Annotated in this window: 19 protein-coding genes; 7 read left to right on the top strand and 12 right to left on the bottom strand. The window is 67.0% G+C overall.

Features of this window, described 5'->3' with window-relative positions; genetic code table 11:
• From AB4083_RS10730 to AB4083_RS10745, 4 genes are all read left to right on the top strand, one after another.
• Positions 1-2,241 carry a glycoside hydrolase family 31 protein gene (locus AB4083_RS10730; protein ID WP_441607790.1) on the top strand — a complete coding sequence of 747 codons (2,241 nt, stop codon included), beginning with the start codon at positions 1-3 and terminating at the stop codon, positions 2,239-2,241.
• Between the two features lie 147 nt (positions 2,242-2,388).
• The gene (locus AB4083_RS10735; protein WP_441607791.1) at positions 2,389-4,392 is read left to right on the top strand and encodes a glycoside hydrolase family 13 protein; all 2,004 of its coding nucleotides are present in this window, start codon (positions 2,389-2,391) and stop codon (positions 4,390-4,392) included.
• Between the two features lie 42 nt (positions 4,393-4,434).
• Entirely contained in the window at positions 4,435-6,627 is a 2,193-nt protein-coding gene (locus tag AB4083_RS10740) for a Six-hairpin glycosidase-like protein (protein ID WP_441607792.1), read from the top strand.
• Positions 6,624-8,102: an MFS transporter gene (locus AB4083_RS10745; protein WP_441607793.1), complete on the top strand. Its 1,479-nt coding sequence runs from the start codon at positions 6,624-6,626 to the stop codon at positions 8,100-8,102. Before AB4083_RS10740 ends, AB4083_RS10745 begins: the two co-directional genes overlap by 4 nt.
• Here AB4083_RS10745 and AB4083_RS10750 read toward each other — a convergent pair whose 3' ends face one another.
• Together AB4083_RS10750 and polA are read right to left on the bottom strand one after the other, a co-directional pair.
• A complete protein-coding gene (locus AB4083_RS10750) occupies positions 8,103-9,137 on the bottom strand; it encodes a LacI family DNA-binding transcriptional regulator (protein ID WP_441607794.1) in 1,035 nt (344 codons plus the stop codon).
• Between the two features lie 330 nt (positions 9,138-9,467).
• Entirely contained in the window at positions 9,468-12,194 is a 2,727-nt protein-coding gene (polA, locus tag AB4083_RS10755) for a DNA polymerase I (protein ID WP_441607795.1), read from the bottom strand.
• A 162-nt stretch (positions 12,195-12,356) separates the two neighbouring features.
• Between polA and AB4083_RS10760 the strand changes: the two genes are divergently transcribed.
• Both AB4083_RS10760 and AB4083_RS10765 read left to right on the top strand, forming a co-directional pair.
• The gene (locus tag AB4083_RS10760; RefSeq protein ID WP_441607796.1) at positions 12,357-12,809 is read left to right on the top strand and encodes a DUF2782 domain-containing protein; all 453 of its coding nucleotides are present in this window, start codon (positions 12,357-12,359) and stop codon (positions 12,807-12,809) included.
• Between the two features lie 7 nt (positions 12,810-12,816).
• Positions 12,817-13,248, top strand: coding sequence for an EamA family transporter (locus tag AB4083_RS10765; RefSeq protein WP_441607797.1), 432 nt, complete (start codon positions 12,817-12,819; stop codon positions 13,246-13,248).
• Positions 13,249-13,362: 114 nt separating this feature from the next.
• On the opposite strand, the gene AB4083_RS10770 is transcribed toward AB4083_RS10765, so the two are convergent.
• Together AB4083_RS10770 and AB4083_RS10775 are read right to left on the bottom strand one after the other, a co-directional pair.
• Complete coding sequence (locus AB4083_RS10770; RefSeq protein WP_441607798.1) at positions 13,363-14,067, bottom strand: glutathione S-transferase; 705 nt, start codon at positions 14,065-14,067, stop codon at positions 13,363-13,365.
• A 43-nt stretch (positions 14,068-14,110) separates the two neighbouring features.
• Positions 14,111-15,025, bottom strand: a complete 915-nt coding sequence (locus AB4083_RS10775) for a LysR family transcriptional regulator (RefSeq protein ID WP_441607799.1) — start codon at positions 15,023-15,025, stop codon at positions 14,111-14,113.
• Between the two features lie 95 nt (positions 15,026-15,120).
• Between AB4083_RS10775 and AB4083_RS10780 the strand changes: the two genes are divergently transcribed.
• On the top strand, positions 15,121-16,122 hold the full coding sequence (locus AB4083_RS10780; protein ID WP_441607800.1) for a bile acid:sodium symporter family protein: 1,002 nt from the start codon (positions 15,121-15,123) through the stop codon (positions 16,120-16,122).
• Positions 16,123-16,222: 100 nt separating this feature from the next.
• On the opposite strand, the gene purH is transcribed toward AB4083_RS10780, so the two are convergent.
• The 8 genes from purH to aroQ all read right to left on the bottom strand — a co-directional run bounded on the left by purH (position 16,223) and on the right by aroQ (position 23,322).
• A complete protein-coding gene (gene purH / locus AB4083_RS10785) occupies positions 16,223-17,833 on the bottom strand; it encodes a bifunctional phosphoribosylaminoimidazolecarboxamide formyltransferase/IMP cyclohydrolase (RefSeq protein WP_441607801.1) in 1,611 nt (536 codons plus the stop codon).
• Between the two features lie 60 nt (positions 17,834-17,893).
• Positions 17,894-18,343 (bottom strand): GNAT family N-acetyltransferase, encoded by a 450-nt coding sequence (locus tag AB4083_RS10790; protein ID WP_441607802.1) that lies wholly within the window; start codon positions 18,341-18,343, stop codon positions 17,894-17,896.
• Positions 18,344-18,394: 51 nt separating this feature from the next.
• Positions 18,395-18,682, bottom strand: coding sequence for a helix-turn-helix domain-containing protein (locus AB4083_RS10795; RefSeq protein WP_441607803.1), 288 nt, complete (start codon positions 18,680-18,682; stop codon positions 18,395-18,397).
• A 167-nt stretch (positions 18,683-18,849) separates the two neighbouring features.
• Positions 18,850-19,644 (bottom strand): zinc-ribbon and DUF3426 domain-containing protein, encoded by a 795-nt coding sequence (locus tag AB4083_RS10800; RefSeq protein ID WP_441607804.1) that lies wholly within the window; start codon positions 19,642-19,644, stop codon positions 18,850-18,852.
• A gap of 184 nt (positions 19,645-19,828) precedes the next feature.
• On the bottom strand, positions 19,829-20,731 hold the full coding sequence (gene prmA / locus AB4083_RS10805; protein ID WP_441607805.1) for a 50S ribosomal protein L11 methyltransferase: 903 nt from the start codon (positions 20,729-20,731) through the stop codon (positions 19,829-19,831).
• A 243-nt stretch (positions 20,732-20,974) separates the two neighbouring features.
• Complete coding sequence (gene accC / locus AB4083_RS10810) at positions 20,975-22,336, bottom strand: acetyl-CoA carboxylase biotin carboxylase subunit (protein ID WP_441607806.1); 1,362 nt, start codon at positions 22,334-22,336, stop codon at positions 20,975-20,977.
• 19 nt (positions 22,337-22,355) lie between these two features.
• Positions 22,356-22,808 (bottom strand): acetyl-CoA carboxylase biotin carboxyl carrier protein, encoded by a 453-nt coding sequence (gene accB / locus AB4083_RS10815; RefSeq protein WP_441607807.1) that lies wholly within the window; start codon positions 22,806-22,808, stop codon positions 22,356-22,358.
• Between the two features lie 64 nt (positions 22,809-22,872).
• Entirely contained in the window at positions 22,873-23,322 is a 450-nt protein-coding gene (gene aroQ / locus AB4083_RS10820) for a type II 3-dehydroquinate dehydratase (protein WP_441607809.1), read from the bottom strand.
• Positions 23,323-23,374 lie beyond the last annotated feature (52 nt).

Below are 23,374 nucleotides of genomic sequence, written 5' to 3' on the forward strand. Positions count from 1 at the left end.
GTGAAAACGTCAGCAGCGTTCCAGCTGGCGCAGGGCACGGTGACGGTGCACTACCTCTCGCCGGATATCGCCAGGCTGTCGTTCGTGCCGAAAGATGGCGCGAAGGCGGCGTCCACGGTGGTAGTCGATCCCGCACTCGATGACCATGCGCCCTCCGGAAGCGATGCCAACCCGGCTTTGCGCTGGATGCTGCGCGACGGCAGCCTGGTCGCGCTGCGCGATGGCCATGAACTGTTGAGCGTCGAGCTTGCCGCGCTGGGGCGTGGCGAAGTGCAGGCCGGCCATGCCGCGGCCGATCCGCTGTACGGCATCCACGGCTACGGTGCCTTCGAGCGCGCCGACGCTGGCCTGCAGCGCGCCGGCAAGCAGATGGCCAAGGCGGGCGAGCAAGGGTTTGCCGGTGCGCCGTTCGTGTGGAGCACGGCCGGTTACGGCCTGCTTGCCGATGCCGAGGGCGCGAGCTTCGAATTGGATGGCGGCAGTGTTCGCGCGCGTGGCCGAAACGGGCAGGCGATCCACACTGTGTATGTGTTCCTGGGTCCGCCCAAGGCCGTGTTCGCGGCATTGGCGCGGGTGAGCGGGCGTTCGCCGTTGTTCCCGAAATGGGCCATGGGCTTCACCAACAGCCAGTGGGGCATCGACCAGCGCGAGTTGCTGCAATTGGTGGATACCTATCGCACCAAGCACATCCCGATCGACAACTTCACCCTGGATTTCGACTGGAAGGCCTGGGGCGCCGATCAGTACGGTGAGTTTCGCTGGAACCCCGACAAGTTTCCCGGCGGTGCCAACGGCAGCCTGAAAACGGCGCTCGAGGCGAAAGGCATGCACCTGACCGGTATCATGAAGCCGCGCCTGCATGTGGATACGATCGAAGGCCGCTACGCCACCGAGCACGGCCTGTGGTCGGCGCAGAGCAAGCCGGCGCCGGATTATTTCTCGCACAAGGCCGTGCGCGATCTGGACTTCGACCTGCCGGCGGCGCGCGCCTGGTTCTTCAACGACACGCTGAAGCACTCCTTCGATACCGGCATGGCCGGCTGGTGGAACGACGAGGCCGACACGCTCGACAGCGACACACAGTTCCTCAACATGCAGCGTGCGCTGTACGAGGGGCAGCGCGCCTATAGCGACCATCGCGTATGGTCGATCAATCGCAACTTCTACCTGGGCGCGCAGCGTTACGCCTATGGACTGTGGTCCGGCGATATCGCCACCGGCTTCGCCAGCATGAAGGCGCAACGCCAGCGCATGCTCAGCGCGATCAATGCCGGCGCCATGCAGTGGGGCATGGATGGCGGCGGCTTCCAGAAAAGCAGCAAGCAAGCCGATCCGGTAACCGGCGGACTGACGCCGGAGAACTACGCGCGCTGGATCCAGTTCGGTGCGTTCACGCCGATCTTCCGCGTGCATGGCGAGCTGGGCATCAAGCGCCAGCCATGGGTATATGGGCCGGTGGCGGAGAAGGCTGCAGCCGCAGCGATCCGCCTGCGCTATGCGCTGCTTCCGTATATCTACAGCTACGAATACCAGCGCCGCACCACAGGTGTGGGCCTGGTGCGGCCGCTGTTGTTCGACTGGCCGGGCGACACGAACGTGCGCGAGGACGTGGATGCCTGGATGTTTGGCGATTATTTGTTGGTGTCGCCGGTGGTGGATCAGGGACAGCCCACGAAAGACATCTATCTGCCGGCGGGACATTGGTTCGACTACGCCAGCGGCAAGGCCTACGCAGGCGGGCAGAAGATCCATTACGCGCTCGACGCGAAGACCTGGACGGATATCCCGCTGTTCGTGCGCGACGGTGCGATCGTGCCGATGCAGGCGCCGATGGATTACGTGGGGCAGCAGCCGCTGCGCGAAGCCGAGCTGGAAGTGTTTCCGTCCGGGCAGCGCACCAGCTTCCCCTATTACGACGATGACGGCGCGACCTACGCGTACGAGCACGGCGACTATTTCCTGCAGACGCTGGCTGTGCAGCGCGCGGAGCAGGGCGTGAACTTCGAAACCGCCGCGCCGCAAGGAAGCTTCAAGCCCGCACTGGCCTGGTACCTGGTGAAGATGCACGGCATCGCTGCAGCTGCGGTGAGCGAGGACGGCAAGCCTTTGAGCGATGCAGGAAGCGAAGAGGCATTGCGCAAGAGCGACGGCGCGGGCTGGGCGCGCGGCAGCGACCGCTTCGGTCCGGTGACCTGGGTGCGCGTGCCGGCCGGGCAGGCAAAGCACATCGCGCTGCGCTGAATGCGTAGGTTGGGGTGAGCCGCAGGCGAACCCCAACATGGCGCGGCGTTGGGGTTCGCCTGCTGCTCACCCCAACCTACGCCGTTCCGCCGCGCGATGGCATTCAAGTGAAAGGGGGTTGTTCCATCCACCGATGAGAGGGGCAACATGATGCGTTCGATCGAAGCGATGCACCGTTCCAGACTCGGCCTTGCATTGGCCTGCGCCCTGCTGGCCCTGCCCTTGGCGGCACAGGCGGCCAGCAACGACAACAACGTCGAATGGGCCGGCCTGTTCCACGACCAGGGGCCGCTGTTCGTCGACCACCCCGAGCCCACGGCCGCACAGACCGTCACGCTCACCTTCCGCACCTACAAGAGCGATATCACCAGCGCCAATATCAAGTACTACGACAGCGCCGACGGCACCTTCCACTGGGTGGCGATGCACTGGGCGTCGAACGACCCGACCGGCACCTTCGACTATTGGCAGGGCACCGTGCCGGCCAGCTCGTCCGAGAAGTACTACCGCTTCCAGCTCAACGACGGCAGCGCGACCGCCTGGTACAACGCGGCGGGCACCAGCAGCAGCGAACCTTCGTCCGGCGACTTCTACCTGATCCCCGGTTTCAAGACGCCGGACTGGATGAAGAACGGCGTGATCTACCAGATCTTCCCGGACCGCTTCTACAACGGCGACAGCAGCAACGACGTGCAGACCGGCCAGTACAGCTACGGTGGGCAAGCCACCCAGAAAGTCGCCTGGGGCGGCAGCGTGTTCGCCACCGGCAGCGGTTCCAACAACCTGGTGTTCTTCGGCGGCGACCTGGCTGGCGTGGACCAGAAGCTGGGCTATATCAAGCAGACGCTGGGCGCGAACATCGTCTATCTCAACCCGGTGTTCACTTCGCCGACCAATCACAAGTACGACACCGAGGACTACTACCACGTCGATCCGGCGTTCGGCAGCAACACCACGCTGCAGGCGCTGATCGCCGACGTGCATGCCAGCAGCAACGGGCCGAGGGGCTATGTGATGCTGGACGGCGTGTTCAATCACACCGGCGATACCAGCCAGTGGTTCGATCGCTATAACTGGTGGAGCACGCAGGGCGCGTATGAGTCCACCTCCAGCCAGTGGTACGGCTACTACACGTTCCAGCAGTGGCCGAACAGCTATTCGAGCTTTTATGGCTATTCGACCATGCCCAAGCTCGATTACGCCGCCAGCGGCTCGGCCGTGCGCAACCAGATCTATGGCAGCGCCAGCTCGGTGGTGAAGAGCTGGCTCGCTTCGCCCTACGGCATCGACGGTTGGCGCCTGGACGCGCCGCAATATATCGACGCCGGTGGCAACAACGGCAGCGACGCCACCAATCACCAGATCATGGCCGAGCTGCGCACGGCGGTGAAATCGGTGAATGCGAACGCGGAGATCCTCGGCGAGTTCTGGGGCAATGCCAACCCGTGGACCGGCAACGGCAAGGAATGGGATAGCGCGCTGAATTACGACGGCTTCACCCAGCCGGTCTCGGAATGGATCACCGGCCTGGATTACAGCGGCAATGCGGCCTCGATCCCCGCCAGTCAGTTCGACAGCTGGCTGCACGGCACGCGTGCCAACTATCCGGGCAACGTGCAGCAGAGCATGGCCAACTTCCTCAACAGCCACGATATCCAGCGCTTCGGCCAGCGTGCCGGCGGGGATATCTGGAAGACCTATCTGGCGCTGATCTTCCAGATGACTTACGTGGGCACACCGACGATTTTCTACGGCGACGAGTACGGCATGCAGGGCGGCAACGATCCGGACAATCGCCGCACGTTCGACTGGAGCCAGGGCACCACTACCAATGCGGCGGTGGCGCTGACGCAGAAGCTGATCGGCATCCGCAACCAGTACGCGGCCTTGCGCACCGGTTCGTTCATGAGTCTGCTTACCGACGACGGCAACAAGCTGTATGCGTATGGCCGCTTCGATGCCAGCCATCGCATTGCGGTGGCACTTAACAATGACAGCGCCGCTCATTCGGTCACGGTTCCGGTTTGGCAGCTCAGCATGGCGAACGGAAGTACCGTCACCGATCTTCTCAGCGGCAACACGTACACGGTGAGCGGCGGCAACGTGGTGGTGTCCGTCAACGGGCATTACGGCGCGATCCTCGCGCAATGACCAGAGACCGATGACGATGCAGAGCAAGTGCAAGGTGTCCGCATGCTGACGGTGGTACTGCTGGCCGGTGTGCTTTCCGCCAGCGCGGGAGCGGCGGACCGCTGGCGCGATGGCGTGCATTGGCAGGACAAGGAGGCGGCCATCGCGGCCGCCTCCGACGGCAGCTATGTGCTGCGCGGCCCCTTCGGCGAACGCCTTATCGGCAAGCAGAAGCTGGTGGCGCACACCGCCAGCCCGCTGTTCGATGGGCTGTTCGCCATGGCGCAGGACGACTTGCGCCTGGATTCGGTGCAGGCGATTCGCGACGACGCCTTCGATCGTGGCAAGGCGATTCCCTGCGCCTGCTTCGAGACGGGTGAGAAATGGCATTACGTATGGACGCGCGACCTGTCGTACGCGGTGGATCTCTCGCTGTGGCGTCTTGATCCCGTGCGGGCGAAAGCCTCGTTGCGCTTCAAGCTTTCCGATGTGCGCGCACCGGGCGTGCCGAACGGGCTGTACGCGATGCAGGACACCGGCTCCGGCGGCAGCTGGCCGATCAGCACCGATCGCGTGGTGTGGTTCCTGGGCGCGCGGCATCTGCTGGACGATCCGGTATTCGCCGACGAGACCTGGCGCGCGCTGCTGGATACGCTGGCGCAGGACCGGCGCTACGTTTTCGATGAAACGTTGGGGCTGTATCGCGGCGAGACCTCGTTCCTGGATTGGCGCGAGCAGACGTATCCACAGTGGACGAAAAACAACGTGGCTTTCATCGGCCAGTCGTTCTCGCTGTCCACCAACGTGCTGCACTACGAAGCGCTGCGCCTGGCCGCGAAGCTGGCGCCGCGGCGCGGCGGATCGGCCGCCACTTACGAGGCTCAGGCCGGGGCGCTGAAGAAGTCGATCAATACGCACTTCTGGCGTGCCGACCGCGGCATGTACATGAGCTACATCGGCGGCGCGGATCATCCGGTGCCGTACGAGGCCTACGACCTGCTCGGCCTGTCGCTGGCCATCACCAGCGGCGTGGCCAGCCCGGAGCAGGCGCGCTCCGCGCTGGCGGCGTATCCGACATGGCCTGCCGGCAGTCCAGTGATCTGGCCCGAACGCAAGGACCAGCCGATCTATCACAACCGCGCGATCTGGCCGTTTGTGAGCGCCTATGCGCTGCGCGCCGCGCGCACCGTGAACGATCCGGCGCGGATCGAGCACGAGTTGCGCTCGCTGATGCGTGGCGCCGCGCTGGCCGGATCGAACATGGAGAATTTCGAGCTGGCCACGCAGGCCGTGCATGTCGACGAAGGTGCGCTCAGCGGGCCGGTGGTCGATTCGCCGCGGCAGCTGTGGTCGGTGGGCGCTTATCTGGACATGGTGATCCAGGGCGTGTTCGGCCTGGGCGACGATGGCAAGCTCACGCCCAAGTTGCCGGTGGCGCTGGTGCCGATGCTGTTCGGCGACGGGCAGCGGATCAGCCTGGCGCTGGGCGGGCAGGAGATCGTGCTGGTACGGCCGGCGACGCTGGACGGCAACTTGCTGGTGAGCGGCAGCGAGAAGCGCGAAGGCAAGCGCATCCAGATCGCACTGAAAGCGGTGCAGGTGGATGCGCCGCCGCTGCGCCAGGACGCGCCGCTGAATGCGCCGGCCACGCCGGAGGCGCCCAAAGTAACGGCCGACGGCAAGCGCTGGCAGATCCAGGCGGATGGCGAGCTGATCTTGTACGTCAACGGCACGCGCCGCGGCGCCGTGCGCGACGCTGTGCTCGATCGCACCGCCGCGCAGCAATGCTTCAGCGTGACGCGCGTCGACGCGCATGGCATCGAATCGCTGCACAGCCCCAGCGTATGCAAGGGCGAGGAAGCGCGCGTCGGCGGCACCTGGCCGCGCAGCTGGACGGCGCCATCCAGCGGCCGCTTCCAATTGTCGCTGGAGTACGCCAACGATCACGGCCCGATCAACACCGGCATTACCGCCAACGTGCAGATCGCCAGCGTCAGTTGCGAAGGCGCTCCGGCGCAGCCGGTGGTGCTGGTACTGCCGCACAGCGTGGGGCGGCAGCGCTCCACCAGCGGCAGCTTCGCGGCGAAGCAGGGGCAGCATTGCAGCGTGGAACTCGCGCCGGGCTTCAATATGTCGTACCTCAGCCACTTCGCCCATTACACCGGCGGGCAGGGTGGCGAGGGCGGGCCGCTCAACCGGGCCGAGGTCGGCGATATGCTGATCGCTCCTCTGGCGCCCGGAAGCACCGCCCCATGACGAGCAGGACGATTGGAAAACCCGCGCTGTCGTTCTGGCAGATCTGGAACATGTGCTTCGGCTTTCTCGGCATCCAGTTCGGCTTCGCGCTGCAGAACGCCAATGTCAGCCGCATCTTCCAGACCCTCGGCGCCGAGGTGGGCGACATCCCCATGCTGTGGGTGGCCGCGCCGCTGTCGGGGCTGATCGTGCAGCCGATCGTCGGCTATCTGTCGGACCGCACCTGGACGCCGCTGGGCCGGCGCCGGCCGTACTTCCTGGTCGGCGCGGTGCTGGCCACGCTGGGCCTGCTGTGGATGCCCAACGCGCCCGCGCTGTGGGTGGCGGCGGGGTTGCTGTGGATCCTGGATGCCTCGATCAATATCTCGATGGAGCCGTTCCGCGCCTTCGTCGGCGACCAGCTGCCGCCGCGCCAGCGGCCGCTGGGCTATGCGATGCAGAGCTTCTTTATCGGCCTGGGCGCAGTGGTGGCCTCGGCGTTGCCGTGGATCCTGGAGCGCCTGGGCGTCAGCAATGCGCCGGGGGTCAGCGGCATTCCGGATACGGTGCGCTACGCGTTCTATGCCGGCGGCGCCGTGCTGCTCGGCTCGGTGCTGTGGACGGTGTGCTCCACCCGCGAATATCCACCGGAGGAATTGACCGCGTTCGACAGCGCCCCGGTGGAGGAAACGGTGGTCGATCGCCCCGCCGCCTCCCGCTGGGGGCTGCGCTGGCTGGCCGCGGGCGTGGCGCTCACCCTGGTGGTGGCGGCCTTAAGGCTGGAGAAGGAGCTGTACCTGCTGACCGGCGGCATGAGCCTGTTCGGCCTGGCGCTGCTCTGGCTGGGCCGCACGGCCAGCCGCGGGCCGACGGCGCAGGTGCTGGGCGATCTGTTCGGCATGCCCGAGGCGATGCGCCGGCTGGCCTGGGTGCAGCTGTTTTCCTGGTTCGCGCTGTTCGCGATGTGGATGTACACCACCGCCGGCGTGACCCAGCTGCATTTCGGCAGCAGCGATCCGCGTTCGGCCGCCTATAACGAGGGTGCCAACTGGGTGGGCGTGCTGTTCGCCGCCTACAACGGTTTTGCCGCGATCGCGGCGATCGTGATTCCGTGGATGGTGCGGCGCTGGGGCATCCGCATCAGCCACCTGGTCAATGTGTGGCTGGGCGGCGCGGGCTTCTTGTCCATGCTGCTGATCCACGACCCGCGCTGGCTGCTGCTGTCGATGGTCGGCGTGGGCTTCGCCTGGGCCTCGATCCTGTCGCTGCCCTATGCGCTGCTGTCGGACAACCTGCCGGCGCACAAGATGGGCCTGTACATGGGCATCTTCAATTTCTTCATCGTGATTCCACAGCTGCTGGCGGCGAGTGTGCTGGGCTTGCTGCTGCGGGCGTTCTTCCACAGCCAGGCGATCGATGCGCTGGTGCTGGGCGGGGGGAGCCTGTTCGTGTCGGGGTTGTGCGTGTTGCGGGTGCGCGAGCCAGGTGCGGCGTAGTCAGCGTTCGCGCAGGCTGGATTTCCGCACCACCAGTTTCACCGGCAGCATGGCGCTCTCGGCCGGCTCGTCGCGAATCAGCCGTAGCAGATTGTCGACCAGCGCCTCGCCGGCCTGGCGCGTGTCCTGCCGCACGGTGGTCAACTGCGGGTTGACGAAGCTGGCCATCGGGATGTCGTCGAAACCGGCCACGGCGACGTCGCCGGGGATGCTCCGGCCCTGGTCGGCCAGGGCCCGCATGGCGCCGATGGCGATCAGGTCGCTGGCGGCGAATACCGCATCGAACTGCGCACCGCGGGCCAGCAGCGTTTCCAGCGCGGTATAGCCGGACTGCTCGGTGCTTTCGCCGTTGACCTGCAGGGCCGGATCGACGGTGAGGCCGGATTTCTCCAGCACGTCGGCATAGCCGCGATAGCGGTCGAAGAATTCGGGGTAGTGGCTGGAGGCGTCGCCGAGGAAGGCGATGCGGCGGCAGCCTTGCGCCAGCAGATGGGTGGTGACGTCCTGGCCGCCGCGGAAGTTGTCGCAGCCGATCGAGACATCCGGCTGGTCCGGCAGCACCGCGCCCCAGCGCACGCAGTGGGTGCCTTGGGCCACCAGTTTTTCCAGCTTGTCGCGATAGGCCAGGTAATCGCCATAGCCGAGCAGCAGGATGCCGTCGGCCTTGCGGGTGTCCGCGTAGTCGGCATGCCAGTCGTGCGAGAGCTGCTGGAACGAGACCAGCAGGTCGTAGCCGCGCTGGGCGCAGGCGCGGGTGATCGAGCCGAGCATCGACAGGAAGAACGGGTTGATGTGCGAGTCGTCCGCGGTGGGGTCCTCGAACAGCAGCAGGGCCAGCGTGCCGGAGTGGCGGGTGCGCAGGTTGGAGGCGTTCTTGTCGACCTTGTACTTGAGCTGGGTGGCCGCCTCCTCGATGCGCAGGCGCGTCTCCTCGCTCACCAGCGGGCTGCCGCGCAGGGCGCGCGACACCGTGGACTGGGAGACGCCCGCCAGGTGGGCGATATCGAAGGAAGTGGCTTTGCCTTTCTTCTGCACGTGGCGCGACCTTTCGCTTGCCCGGCGGAGGCATGGGCCGGGTCAGGCGGGGATGCTAGCGGCTTTGGGCTTTCGGCGTCTTTTCGGCGGGGGTAAAAAAACGCGCCTGAAAAAGAAAGCCCCGAGGGCTAGGGGGGAGCCCTCGGGGCGTGGCTGCGGATCCCAGGGGAAGGTCCGCCTTGCCGATGGCTCATCCAGGGAGGTGAGTGAGCCGCGGACGCCGTTGCGTGCGTCCGTGTCTATAGAACGTCCGAGCGAGGAAAAGTTGCAGCAAGATTCCGAAAAAAATTCATTGGCGGTTCATTTGGAAATTCCAAATGCCGCGCAAGCTCAGTGCGCCTCGTCCCAGTTCGCGCCCACGCCGGCCTCGACCAGCAGCGGCACGCGCAATGGCGCGGCGCCGGACATGCGCTCGACCACTGCGGCGCGCACTTCCTCCACCGCGTCCTCGCGCACCTCGAACACCAGTTCGTCGTGCACCTGCATCAGCATGTGTGCGTCGTCGCGTCCCTTCAGCCAGGCGGCCATGGCAATCATGGCGCGCTTGATGATGTCGGCCGCGCTGCCCTGCATCGGCGCGTTCACTGCCGCGCGTTCGGCGCCGGCGCGCAGCGCCTGGTTGCGGTTGGTGAGGTTCTCCAGGTACAGGCGGCGGCCGAAGATGGTCTCGACATAGCCGTCGCGGTGCGCCTGTTCGCGGGTGGCATCCATGAAGGCATGCACGCCGGGGTAGCGGGCGAAATAGCGCGCCATGTAGTCACTCGCCTCGCCGCGATCCACGCCGAGCTGGCGCGCCAGGCCGAACGCGCTCATGCCGTACATCAGGCCGAAGTTGATCGCCTTGGCCGCACGGCGCTGGTTGGCGCTGACTGCTTCCGGCGCCAGCCCGAATACTTCCGCAGCGGTGGCGCGATGCACGTCGCCGCCTTCCTGGAACGCGCGCAGCAGACCTTCGTCGCCGGACAGGTGGGCCATGATGCGCAGCTCGATCTGCGAGTAATCCGCCGCAAGCACCTTCCAGCCCGGCGGCGCGATAAAGGCCTGGCGGATGCGCCGGCCTTCCTCGGTGCGCACCGGGATGTTCTGCAGATTGGGATCGGACGAGGACACGCGCCCCGTCGCCACCGCGCCCTGGTGATAGCTGGTGTGCACGCGGCCGGTGCGCGGGTTGACGATCTCGGCCAGCTTCTCGGTGTACGTCGAACGCAGCTTGGCCAGGCCGCGGTAGTCGAGGATCAGGCGCGGCAACGGATGCTCGTCGGCGATCGCTTCCAGCGCTTCTTCGTTGGTCGACGGCTGGCCGGTCGGCGTGCGCAGCTTGGCCGGCAGGCCCAGTTCGTCGAACAGCACGTTCTGCAGCTGCTTGGGCGAGTCCAGGCTGAAGTCGTGGCCGGCCGCTTTCCACGCCTGCTGCTGCAGCTCGAGCATGCGCTTGCCGAGTTGCTGGCTCTGCAGGCGCAGGCTGGATACGTCGATCAGCACGCCGTGCTGCTCCATGCCGGCGAGCACCGGTACCAGCGGGATCTCGATGTCCTCGTACACGCCGAGCAGCTTCGGCACGGTCTGCAGCAGCGGCCACAGCGCGTGGTGCAGGCGCAGGGTGATGTCGGCGTCTTCGGCGGCGTAGCGGCAGGCGGTGTCGATGTCCACCTGCGAGAAGGAAATCTGCTTGGCGCCCTTGCCGGCCACTTCCTCGTACTTCACCGTTTCGTAGCCGAGGTATTTGCGCGCCAGCGAATCCATGTCGTGGCGCGTGGCGGTGGCGTTCCACACGTACGACTCCAGCATGGAGTCGTGCTTGAGCCCCTGCAGCACGATGCCGTAGTGCGAAAGAATATTGATGTCGTACTTGGCGTGCTGGCCGAGCTTGGGGCGTGCGGGGTCTTCGAAGATCGGCTTGAGCCTCGCCAGCACTTCATCGCGCGGCAGCTGCGTGGGCGCGCCGGGATAGTCATGGGTCAGCGGCACGTAGCAGGCTTCGCCGGTCTCGACCGAGAGGCTCAGGCCGACGATCTCCGCGCGCATCGAATCGATGCTGGTGGTCTCGGTGTCGAAGGCGATCAGCTCGGCCGTGCGCAGCTTGTCGAGCCAGGCGTCGAGTTGCGCTTCGGTGGTGACCAGTTCGTAGCGGCCCGGGCCGCTGAGATCGCCTGCGGGCTGCACGGCGGCGGCGACAGGCGTGGTGGCGGCCGGTGCGGATGCGGCGGCGGATTCGCCGCTGTCCATGTCTTTCAGCGCGGCCTTGAACTCGTAGCGGGTATACAGCTCGCGCAGTTGCCCGGTGTCGCGCTCGCGCAGCTTCAGCTCTTCCACGCCCTGCTCGAGCGGCACGTCCAGCTTGATGGTGACCAGCTCGCGCGACAGCGGCAGCTGCGGCAGCGCCGCGCGCAGGCTCTCGCCGATCTTGCCGCCGACCTTGTCGGCATTGGCGATCACGCCGTCGAGGGAACCGTATTCGGCCAGCCACTTGGCGGCGGTCTTGGGGCCGCACTTGGGCACGCCGGGGACGTTGTCCACCGAGTCGCCGACCAGGGTGAGGTAATCGATGATCTGCGTGGGCGCCACGCCGAACTTCTCCATCACACCGGCGTCGTCCATGGTGGTGTTGGTCATGGTGTTGACCAGGGTGATGCCGGGACGCACCAGCTGGGCGAGGTCCTTGTCGCCGGTGGAGATCTCCACTTCGATGCCGCGCGCGTGCGCCTGCTCGGTCAGCGTGCCGATCACGTCGTCGGCTTCCACGCCGCTCACGCGCAGGATCGGAAAACCCAGTGCGCCGACGATCGCCAGCATCGGCTCGACCTGGGCGCGCAGCTCGTCCGGCATCGGCGGGCGGTTGGCCTTGTACTGGTCGTAGAGCGCATCGCGAAACGTGGGGCCGGGCGCGTCGCTGACGAAAGCCACGTAGGCGGGCTTCGCCTTCAGCGTGGCGCGCAGCATGTTGACCACGCCGAACAGCGCGCCGGTGGGCTCGCCCTGCGCATTGGTCAGCGGAGGCAGCGCGTGGAAGGCGCGGTAGAGATACGAAGAGCCGTCGATGAGGATGAGCTTGGACATGGACGCCACGGAAGCCTGGGAAGGGAAGGCCAGCCGCGCGCCATGCGGGCGGTCGCCGGCCGAAGGAAAGGGCGGAGTGTAGCGCCGATGCGCCGTGTTGCCGCGCTTCACGGCGCAGCACGAGGCCGCTGCTATGCTCGGGGCTTCGCGAGGAGATCCGATATGAAGCCTGCCGCCTTGTTCATTGCCCTGGGTGTCGTTGCCGCCGCGCCGGTGTTCGCGCAGTCCGCCCAGTCCCTGCCGCCGGCGCCGCCGCCGCCGGGGATGAACGACCCGGGCGTCAAGGTGACCCTGCCGCCCAAGCCGGCCACCGCGGAGAGTTCGCCCAAGGCGCCTGCCGCGAAACCCGCCGCCAAGAACGGCGAGGAACCGAAATTGACCGAGTGCACCAAGGACGACAACACCATCCAGGAATACCGCCGCAGCGGTGCGCTGTACCAGGTGGTGGTGAAGCCGAAGTTCGGTCCCGAGCAGGTCTATCTGGTCGATCCCAAGGGCAACTACAGCCAGGTCAGCCAGAGCGGTCCGCGCGAACCGGTCAAGCCGGTGATGTACAAGGTGCTGGAATGGGGCAAGAGCCGTCCCGCCGAGGACCAGCCTTCCTGCAGCCCGTAAGTCCGGCATGAACCTGCGCGAGAGCTGGCTGCTGTTTGCGCTCGGCTCGGCGTTCTTCGCCGCGCTGACCGCGCTGTTCGGCAAGCTCGGCGTCGCGGGGATCAATTCCAACCTCGCCACCTTCATTCGCACCGTGGTGATCCTGCTGGTGACGGCCGGCATCCTGAGCCTGCGCAGCGAATGGGCGCGGCCGGCGGGGCTGTCGTGGCAGACGTGGCTGTTCCTGGTGCTGTCCGGCATCGCCACCGGCTTGTCGTGGCTGTGCTATTACCGCGCGCTGCAGCTGGGGCCGGTGAGCAAGGTGGCGCCGATCGACAAGCTCAGCGTGGCGTTCGTGATCGTGCTGGGTTTGCTGGTGCTGGGCGAAAAGCCGAGCTGGCCGATGCTGGTGGGTGGCGGGTTGATCCTGGTCGGGGCGCTGGTGATCGCGATCTTCTGAAATACCTGTCAACGCATGGCGTAGGTTGGGGTGAGCCGCAGGCGAACCCCAACGGTGCAAAACGTGTGCAGCGCCCATGTTGGGGTTCGCCTGCGGCTCACCCCAACCTACGCATTACGCATCCAGTTCCGGGTAATGCCGGAAGATGCCCATCTCGTTGAACGCAAGGCGCCGCGGCGAAGCCAGATACGCCGCGAGGCGCGGCCGTTCGGCGACGCGCTCGCTCAATCCGCTCAGCAACGGCAGCTTCCTGCGCATGCGCTTCATCGCGGCAGGGAACGCGTAGGAAAGCCCGCTCATCACCTGGAACAGCGAAAGGTCGACATACGAGTGGCGGCCCAGTGCGTAATGGCCGCCGGCCTTGTCCAGCACCTCTTCGAAATAGCCGAGATACTTCGGCATGCGGTGCGTGCGGAAATCCTCCGCACGCAGCTTCGCGGCCGCTCGTTGATCCTCGTAATAGAGGCCGCTGGCGATGGGATGGTGGGTGTCGTGCGCCTCTACCACGAGGTCGGAGAGGGTCAGCTCCAACTGGTGCGCGTACAGGCGCGCCGCTTCACTGTTCGGCACCAGCGCATGGCGCGGCCCCAGCCAACGGAGGATTTCCGCGGTCTGCGCAATCACCAGCCGCCCGGCCTTGAGGAACGGCGGCGCGAACGGCCGTGCACCGGGCCGCTCGCCGCGCAGGAACGGCATCATCGCGTCGTCGCCTTGCTCGCGTGCGACATCGACGTAATCCGCGCCGGCATCTTCCAGCGCCAGGCGCACGAATTCGCCGCGGCCCTGGATGCCGCTCCAGTAATAGAGCTGGTAGCGCATGGCGTGCTCCTGCGGGGAAACGCCGACGCTAGGCGCGCGCGGCTCAATGGGGCGTGATCTTCCGGCGCGTGTCGGCCAGCGTCGCCGCGGTGTCGCGGATGCGTTCCCACACCAGCGCCGCCACCGGCGACAGCGAGCGATGGCGGCGGCGGATCAAGGTGACGGCGCGATGCACCACCGGCACCAGCGGCCGCGCCACCAGCGCGCCGGGCGCCGGCAACGACAACTGCGGCGCGACGCTTACGCCGAGGCCTGCCTCGACCATGCGGAACGCGGTGAGCGTGTGGCCGGCCTGCTGCGCCACCTCGGGCTCGATGCGTTGCGCGGCGAGCTGGCGGTCGATCAGGCGGCGGCTGCCGGAGGTCTGGTCGAGCAGCACCAGCGGCTGGCCCTTGAGCTTCTTCCACGGCACCTCGGCCAGTGCGGCGAACGGATGGTCGGCGCGGCAGACCAGCACGAACGGGTCGTCCAGGATGGTTTCCGTATCGAAGGATTCGCGGTCCGCCGGTTCGATGGCCAGGCCGAAATCCACTTCGCCGCTGCGCACGCTGTCCAGCACCAGGGTCTGCGCCTGGTCGTGCAGTTGCACGGTGAGCTGCGGATAGTCGCGCGCACAGGCCGCGATGCTGGCTGGCATCAGCCCCGCCGACAGCGTGGGCACCGAGGCCACGCGCACCTTGCCGCGCCGCCGCTCGCTTTCCGAATGCACGTGGGCGAGCACGCCTTCCAGTTCGTCCAGCACGCGCTCTACCGCACCTTGCAGATAACGGCCGGCTTCGGTGGGCACGACTTCGCGCGTGTTGCGGTCGAACAGGCGCACGTCCAGTTCGGCTTCGAGTTCGGCGATATGCCGACTGATCGCCGGCTGGGTCAGGTGCAGGCTCTCGGCGGCGCGCCGGAAGTGCTGCAGGCGGGCCACGGCGAGGAAGGCGCGGAGCTGGCGCAGGCTGACATTCATGCGCTTATCGTATCAGTGAATAATATAAAACGATTTGATTTATCAATGGCCGGGCGCTGCAATAGCCGCCATTCCTGCCCGGCCCGGCCTCCGCCATGTCCTTCCGCCGTTTTCTCCCCGACCGCTTCACCTGCGCGCTGATCGTCACCGTGGCGCTGGCCACGCTGCTGCCCTGCCGCGGCGGCGCCGCCAGCGTGTTCGAAGTGCTGACCGACGTGGCGATCGCGCTGCTGTTCTTCCTGCACGGCGCCAAGCTGTCGCGCGAGGCGGTGGTGGCCGGCGCCACCCACTGGCGGCTGCACCTGACCGTGCTGGCCAGCACCTTCGCGCTGTTCCCGCTGCTGGGCCTGCTGCTGCGTCCGCTGCTGGCGCCGCTGGTGACGCCGGAGCTGTACCTGGGCGTGCTGTTCCTGTGCGCGCTGCCGTCGACGGTGCAGTCGTCGATCGCCTTTACCTCGATCGCGCGCGGCAACGTCGCCGCGGCGATCTGCGCGGCCTCGGCCTCCAGCCTGCTCGGCATCGTGGTCACGCCGCTGCTGGTGGGCCTGATGCTGGAATCGCACGGCCAGGGCGGCATGTCCTGGAATGCGATCGGCTCGATCACCTTGCAGCTGTTCGTGCCGTTCGTGGCCGGCCAGATCGCGCAGCGCTGGATCGGCGGCTGGGTGGCGCGGCATCGCGGCCTGGTGTCCTACGTGGACCAGGGTTCGATCCTGCTGGTGGTGTACACCGCGTTCAGCGCGGCGGTGCTGCAGGGCCTGTGGAAACAGGTGCCGCTGCCGGTGCTGGGCGGCCTGCTGGTGGTGAACGCGGTGCTGCTGGCGATCGCGCTGCTGATCACGCGCTATGGCGCACGTGCGCTCGGCTTCGACCGCGCGGACGAGATCACCATCGTGTTCTGCGGCTCGAAGAAGAGCCTCGCCAGCGGCGTGCCGATGGCCAAGGTGCTGTTCGCCAGCCATCCGCTGGGCGCGATCGTGCTGCCGATCATGCTGTTCCACCAGATCCAGCTGATGACCTGCGCGGTGCTGGCGCGGCGCTATGCGGCGCGATCAGAGGAATGGAAGGGTGCCGCGGAAACGCGACCCTCGGCGTAGGTTGGGGTGAGCCGAAGGCGAACCCCAACGTTGTGGTGCGCTTGAAGGTGGCGATGTTGGGGTTCGCCGTTGGCTCACCCCAACCTACGGATGCGCGGGTTCAGTGGCGGAAGTGGCGCATCCCGGTGAACACCATCGCCATGCCGTGCTCGTCGGCGGCCGCGATCACCTCGGCGTCGCGCATCGAGCCGCCCGGCTGGATCACTGCGGTAATGCCGGCCTGCGCCGCCGCATCGATACCGTCGCGGAACGGGAAGAACGCATCGGAGGCCATCACCGAGCCGCGCACTTCCAGCTTCTCGTCGGCCGCCTTGATGCCGGCGATGCGCGCGCTGTACACGCGGCTCATCTGGCCGGCGCCGATGCCGATGGTCTGGCGGTTGCGCGCGTAGACAATGGCGTTGCTCTTGACGTACTTGGCCACCTTCCAGGCGAAGATCAGGTCGTGCACTTCGGCCTCGGTCGGCGCACGCCTGGTAGCCACTTTCAGATCCTCGGCGGTGACCATGCCGCGGTCGGCGGTCTGGATCAGCAGGCCCGAACCCACGCGGCGTACGTCGCTGCCTGGATGGGGGTTGCGCAGATCGCCGTCGGCCGGCGGCGGGATCAGCAGCACGCGCACATTGCCCTTCTTGGCGAAGGCCCGCAGCGCGTCTTCCGCGTACGCCGGCGCCAGCACCACTTCCACGAACTGGCGCTCGACGATGGCGCGCGCGGTGGCGCCGTCCAGCTCGCGGTTGAAGGCGATGATGCCGCCGAAGGCCGAGGTCGGGTCGGTCTGGTAGGCCAGGTCGTAGGCGCGGCCCACGCCTTCCAGGCTCACCGCCACGCCGCAGGGGTTGGCGTGCTTGACGATCACGCAGGCCGGCTTGGTGAAGCTGCGCACGCATTCCCACGCCGCGTCGGCGTCGGCGATGTTGTTGAACGACAGTTCCTTGCCCTGGAGCTGGCGGAACGTGGCCAGCGTGCCCGGCGCCGGATACAGGTCGCGGTAGAACGCGGCGTGCTGGTGCGGATTCTCGCCGTAGCGCAGATCCATCAGCTTGACGAAGCGGCCATTGGCCTGGGCCGAGAACAGGTCCTTGCTGGCGATCGCATCCTGCGTCTCGTTGAGATGGATCGACGACAGGTAATCGCTGATCGCAGCGTCGTAGTTGGAGACGCGATTGAACGCGGCCACCGCCAGCTTGAAGCGCGTGGCGCGCGACAGGCCGCCGTGCTGCTCGATCTCCTGCAGCGCTGCTTCGTACTGGTCGGGCGAGGTGAGCACGCCGACGTCGTTCCAGTTCTTCGCTGCCGAGCGCAGCATCGCCGGGCCGCCGATATCGATGTTCTCGATGGCCTGCTCCAGCGTGCAGTCCGCGCGGGCGACGGTGGCCTCGAACGGATACAGGTTCAGCACCAGCAGGTCGATCGGTGCGATCTCCAGCTGCGCCATCACCGCGTCGTCGGTGCCGCGGCGGCCGAGCAGGCCGCCATGCACCTTCGGGTGCAGCGTCTTCACGCGGCCGTCCATGATTTCCGGGAAACCGGTCAGCTCGCTCACGTCCTGCACCGGCAGGCCGGCCTCGCGGATCGCCTTGGCGCTGCCGCCGGTGGACAGCAGCTCGACGCCCCTGGCCGACAGGCGGCGGGCGAGGTCGATCAGGCCGTGTTTGTCGGAGACGCTGAGCAGGGCGCGGCGGATCGGCGCCGTGGAAGCTGCGGACATGGGGCGGGTTCCTGCGGGAAAGACGCAATTATAGCGCCGCGGGTCCCCGGGTTGGCGCGCTCAGCGGCGCAGCACCAGGTGCAGCAGGGGGAATGGACGTCCGCTTGCGTCCAGCTCCGAGCGGCCGATGCGCACGAAGCCGTAGCGCTCGTAAAACCGCGTGGCGCCGGGGTTCTGCTCGTTCACGTCGACCGTCCATGGCACGCGCGGATCGGCCGAAATCACCGTATCCAGCAGCAGCCGGCCGATGCCGCGCTGGTGCAGCGAGGGGTCGACGAACAGCGCTTCGATATGCCGCTCCGAGAGGCCGACGAAGCCGGCCACGCGGCCGTCGAGCTCGGCGACCTGGACGTTTAGATGTCCAAAGATGCCGGGCAGGAAGCCGCGGAAGAACACGATGTCTGCTTCGGTGAGGAAATCATGCGTGGCGCGTACCGCCGCTTCCCACAGCGTGACGATCGCAGCGTGGTCGGCATCGGTGATGGGGCGGATCAGAGCGGCAGCGGACATCCTGGTCCCTGGATGCGGCATCGCGCCGCGTCGAACTTCAGAGGTCGACCTTCAGAGCAGGCCGTGGGCGGCGAGCTTCTTGCGCAGCGTGGCGCGATTGATGCCGAGCGCGGCGGCGGCGCGGCTCTGGTTGCCGTCGTGCCAGGCCAGCACTTCGCGCAGCAGCGGACCTTCCACTTCGCGGATGACGAGCGCATGCAGACCTTCCGCGCATTCCGTGTCGCCGATATCGGCGAGATAGCGACGGACGGTGCGGGTAACGCATTCGCTCAACGCGCTCTGCGACGAGGACTCCTTGGCGGCCTCGGCAGCAGGCAGTCTGACGGCGTTCACGGACATCTCCCTCACATGACTACGCGGCGACTGCATGGGTCGCCACATGTTGCTTTGGCTGGTACCGCGGGCGGCGGCTCGCATGGAACGCCGAATGCAGCAGTCGAAGGGGTGAGAGTTTACCCCTGTGACCGAAGAATTTTAAGTGCTGATTTTCTGGCGGACGGTCCGGCTCATTCGAAACCGATCTCGAAAGCCACCGCCTTGTTGCCCGGATCTTCGACTTCCAGCACCAGGGCGGCGTTGTCGCCGGCCGGCAAGCCGCGCGTGGCCACCGCACCATCGCCCAGGTATTCGGACGGACGCAGGCGGCGCATGGCGAGGCGCTTGCCGTCGACGTCGGACAAGGTCACCACCACCACCGGCCAGGGCTGGTCGAACGTCGCGTCGTTGTGCACGGTGGCGCTGATCAGCAACGCGCCGGGCACCGAAGGGTGGGCTTGCACGTCGCGCGCCAGCAGGCGCAGGCGCGCGGTGTCCTGCACCAGCGGCAGGCGACAGCCGAAACCTTCGCAGAGCTGGCGCAGCACGGGGCCGGTGCTGGCATCGGCGACCAGTTCCTCGCGCTTGGCCCAGGCCAGCTGCGCGCACAACAGCAGCAACAGGATCAGGCACGCGACCAGCCAAGGCCAGCGGCGCACGCCGCTGCGCCGCGCTTCGCGCGCGAAGCGTGGCGAGAAGGTCAGTTGCGTGAAGTCTTCGCCGGCGCCAGGTGTGACGGACTCGGCCGCGAATGCCGGCGCTTCGGGGCGCGGCCGGTAGACCGCCGACTCCACCCGCGGCGGCGCGCCCGGCACGCTGCGCTCAGGCAGGCGCTGGAACGGTTCCGGCGGCAATTGGCCGCTGAGATTGTCCAGCGCGTCGAACGGGGTCTGGCAATGCCCGCACACGACCCGGCCGCGCGCCTGCGCAAGGGTTTCCGCATCCATCGAGAACACGGTCAGGCAGTCGGGGCATTGGGCGTACATGCGGCAAGTAGAGTCGGTCGCGCGGCGACCTGTAAAGGGTAATGGCAAAAGGCGGCTTGAATGTGCAACGTCGTCGGCGCTTTGCCGCGTGCAGGTTGGGGTGAGTGCAAGCGAACCCCAACAGAGCCATCGACCGTGCCTTCGTTGGGGTTCGCTTGCGCTCACCCCAACCTGCGCGGACGTTTCAGACGGCGCGGCGGCGTCCGCTGATGCGCACCCAGTCCTCGCGCGTGTCCACGCGCAGTTCCTCGAACCATTCGGCGTAGCGCTCGAGCAGTTCGTCTTGCTGGCCCTTGAGGATGCCCGAGATCGCGAACGGCGCGCCGTGCTTGGCCGCTGCGGCAAAGGTCGGGGCCAGTTCCGCCAGCGGGCCGGCCAGGATATTGGCGATGAAGACGTCGGCGGGCGACGCGTCATGATCTTCCGGCAGAAACAATGCCAGCCGCTCGGCCACCTGGTTGCGCTCCGCATTGTCGGCCGACGCGGTCAATGCCTGCGGGTCGTTGTCCACGCCCACCGCGCTGGCCGCGCCGAGCTTGAGCGCGGCGATGGCGAGGATGCCCGAGCCGCAGCCGTAGTCGACCAGGGTACGGCCCTGCAGCGCCTGCGCATCCAGCCATTCCAGGCACAGCGCCGTGGTGGGATGGGTGCCGCTGCCGAAGGCGAGGCCGGGATCGAGGCGCACCACCACGGCCTGGTCATTCGCCGGCGGTTCGATGTTCCACGGATAGATCCACAGCCGGCGGCCGAACTGCATCGGCTTGAAGGTATCCATCCATGCGCGTTCCCAGTCCTGGTCGGCGACGTCGCGGTATTGCACCTGGTCCGGTTCCAGCCATGGCAGCAATTCGCTCAGCGCCTCGGTGAGGCCGCGCCGGTCGGTGTGCTCGTCGAACAGCGCATTCATGACGATGGTCGGCCACAGCGGCAGCTCGCCCACGCCCGGCTCGAAGATCGCCTGCTCGTCCGGCGTTTCCGCATCGGCATCCTGCAGGGTCACGGACAGCGCGCCGATATCGTCGAGCGCTTCTTCCACGCGCGGCTGGTGTTCGGAGCGGACGGTGAGGGTCAGTTCGAGAAAGGGCATGGATCGCAACGTAATGATGGAGCCGTAGGAGTCGGCTCTCAGGTATGAGAAGCGCTAGTGAGTGCCTCGACATAAAGCCCCTCTCCCTCCGGGAGAGGGGTGAGGGTACGGGCGCAGTGGAGCGCACCACTTCGCCCGTACCCTCATCCGCCTGCCGGCACCTTCCTCGCTCCTCAAAGGCGGGCACATCCCTGTGCCCTCCCCGCGTGCTCCCGGAGGGAGAAGGGTTCCCAGCATCGGAGGTCAGTGTTGCTGCTGTTCCTTCTGCTCCGCCATGCGCTTCTCCAGATAGTGGATGTTCTGTCCACCATGCTGGAAGCCGGCGTCGGCCATGATGCGCTGCTGCAGCGGGATATTGCACTTCACGCCTTCGATCACCGTCTCGGCCAGGGCCAGGCGCATGCGCGCGATGGCGGTCTCGCGGTCCGGGCCGTGCACGATCAGCTTGCCGATCATCGAATCGTAGTTCGGCGGGATCTTGTAGCCGTCGTACAGATGCGTGTCGACGCGCACGCCGGGGCCGCCCGGCGCTTCGAAGCGCTTCACGGTGCCGGGCGAGGGCAGGAAGTTGTCCGGATCCTCGGCGTTGATGCGGCATTCGATCGCGTGGCCGTGGATCTTGATGTCTTCCTGGCGGATCGACAGCTTCTCGCCGCCGGCGATCAGCAGCTGCTCGCGCACCAGGTCGATGCCGGTGATCAGCTCGGTCACCGGATGCTCCACCTGGATGCGGGTGTTCATCTCGATAAAGTAGAAGCGCCCGTTCTCGTACAGGAACTCGAAGGTGCCGGCGCCGCGATAGCCGATACGCAGGCAGGCGTCGACGCAGACCTTGCCGATCTGTTCGCGCTGTTCCGGCGTGATGCCCGGCGCCGGTGCTTCTTCCACCACCTTCTGGTGGCGGCGCTGCATCGAGCAGTCGCGCTCGCCCAGGTGGATGGCGTGGCCCTGGCCGTCGGCCAGTACCTGGATCTCCACGTGGCGCGGGTTCTCCAGGAACTTCTCCATGTACACCTGATCGTTGCCGAAGGCCGCCTTGGCCTCCTGCTTGGTCATGGTGACGGCATTGCCCAGGTGCGCCTCGGTGCGCACCACGCGCATGCCGCGGCCGCCGCCGCCGCCGGCGGCCTTGATGATCACCGGGTAGCCGATCTCGCGCGCGATGCGGATGTTCTCGTCCACCTCGTCGCCGAGCGGGCCGCCGGAGCCGGGCACGCAGGGCACGCCCGCGGCCTTCATGGCGCGGATCGCTTCGACCTTGTCGCCCATCAGGCGGATCACGTCCGCGGTCGGGCCGATGAAGATGAAGCCCGACTGTTCGACCTGTTCGGCGAAGTCGGCGCGCTCGGACAGAAAGCCGTAACCCGGGTGGATGGCCTGGGCGTCGGTGATTTCCGCCGCGGCGATGATGCGCGGGATATTGAGGTAACTGTCGACCGACGGCGCCGGGCCGATGCAGATCGACTCGTCGGCCAGGCCGACGTGCTTGAGGTTGCGGTCCGCGGTGGAATGCACCGCGACCGTCTTGATGCCGAGGCTATGGCAGGCGCGCAGCACGCGCAGCGCGATCTCCCCTCGGTTGGCGATGACTACTTTTTCCAGCATGGGCATGGTCGTCGGCCGCTCAGGCGATCACGAACATGGGCTGGTCGAATTCCACCGGCTGGCCGTTGTCGACCAGGATGGCCTGCACCGTGCCGCCGACGTCGGCTTCGATCTGGTTGAACATCTTCATGGCTTCGATGATGCCCAGCGTCTCGCCGGCCTTGACCTGCTGGCCGATCTTGACGAAGGCGGCCGCACCGGGGGTGGCCGAGGCGTAGAAGGTGCCGACCATGGGCGCCTTCACCACGTGGCCGGCCGGCAGCGTGCTGACCGGGGCGGCTTCGGCGACGGGCGCCGGGGCGGCGACCGGGGCGGCCTGCATCACCGGCGCCATGACCGGGGCAGCGACGTTCATGGTTCCCTTGGGCACGCGCGAGAGGCGCACGACTTCCTCGCCTTCCTTGATCTCGAGCTCGGCGAGGTTGGATTCCTCGAGCAGGTCGATCAGTTTCTTGATCTTGCGCAGGTCCATCGGTCAAACCTTTTCGTTGGTGCCGCCGTGGCGGCAGGGAAGAGAAAACCGGTGCGGCGGCCGCTCAGGCGGCAGACCGTTCCAGGCGGCTGAGGGCCGCTTCCAGGGCCAGCCGGTAGCTGTCCGCGCCGAAGCCGCAGATCACGCCCACGGCGATGTCGGCCAGGTAGGAGTGGCGGCGGAACGGTTCGCGGGCGTGCACGTTGGACAGGTGCACTTCGACGAACGGGATCGCCACCGCCGCCAGCGCGTCGCGCAGCGCGATGCTGGTGTGGGTGAAGGCGCCGGGGTTGAACAGGATCGTCGCCACCTGCTCGTCGCGGGCCTGGTGGATGCGGCCGATCAGCTCGTGCTCGGCATTGGACTGGAACCAGGCCAGTTCGTGGCCCGCAGCCTGGGCGCGGGCGGCGAGGGCGGCGTTGATGTCGGCCAGGGTGGCGTGGCCATAGATGTCCGGCTCGCGCGCGCCCAGCAGATTGAGATTGGGTCCGTGCAGGACCAGGATCTTCGCCACGCCGAAACCTTCACGGGACCGGGCAGGGCCCGGCGACCGGCGGGAGTGTGCG

Origin of the sequence: Dyella sp. 2RAB6, assembly GCF_052115385.1 — a bacterium.
Taxonomy (GTDB): Bacteria; Pseudomonadota; Gammaproteobacteria; order Xanthomonadales; family Rhodanobacteraceae; genus Dyella_D.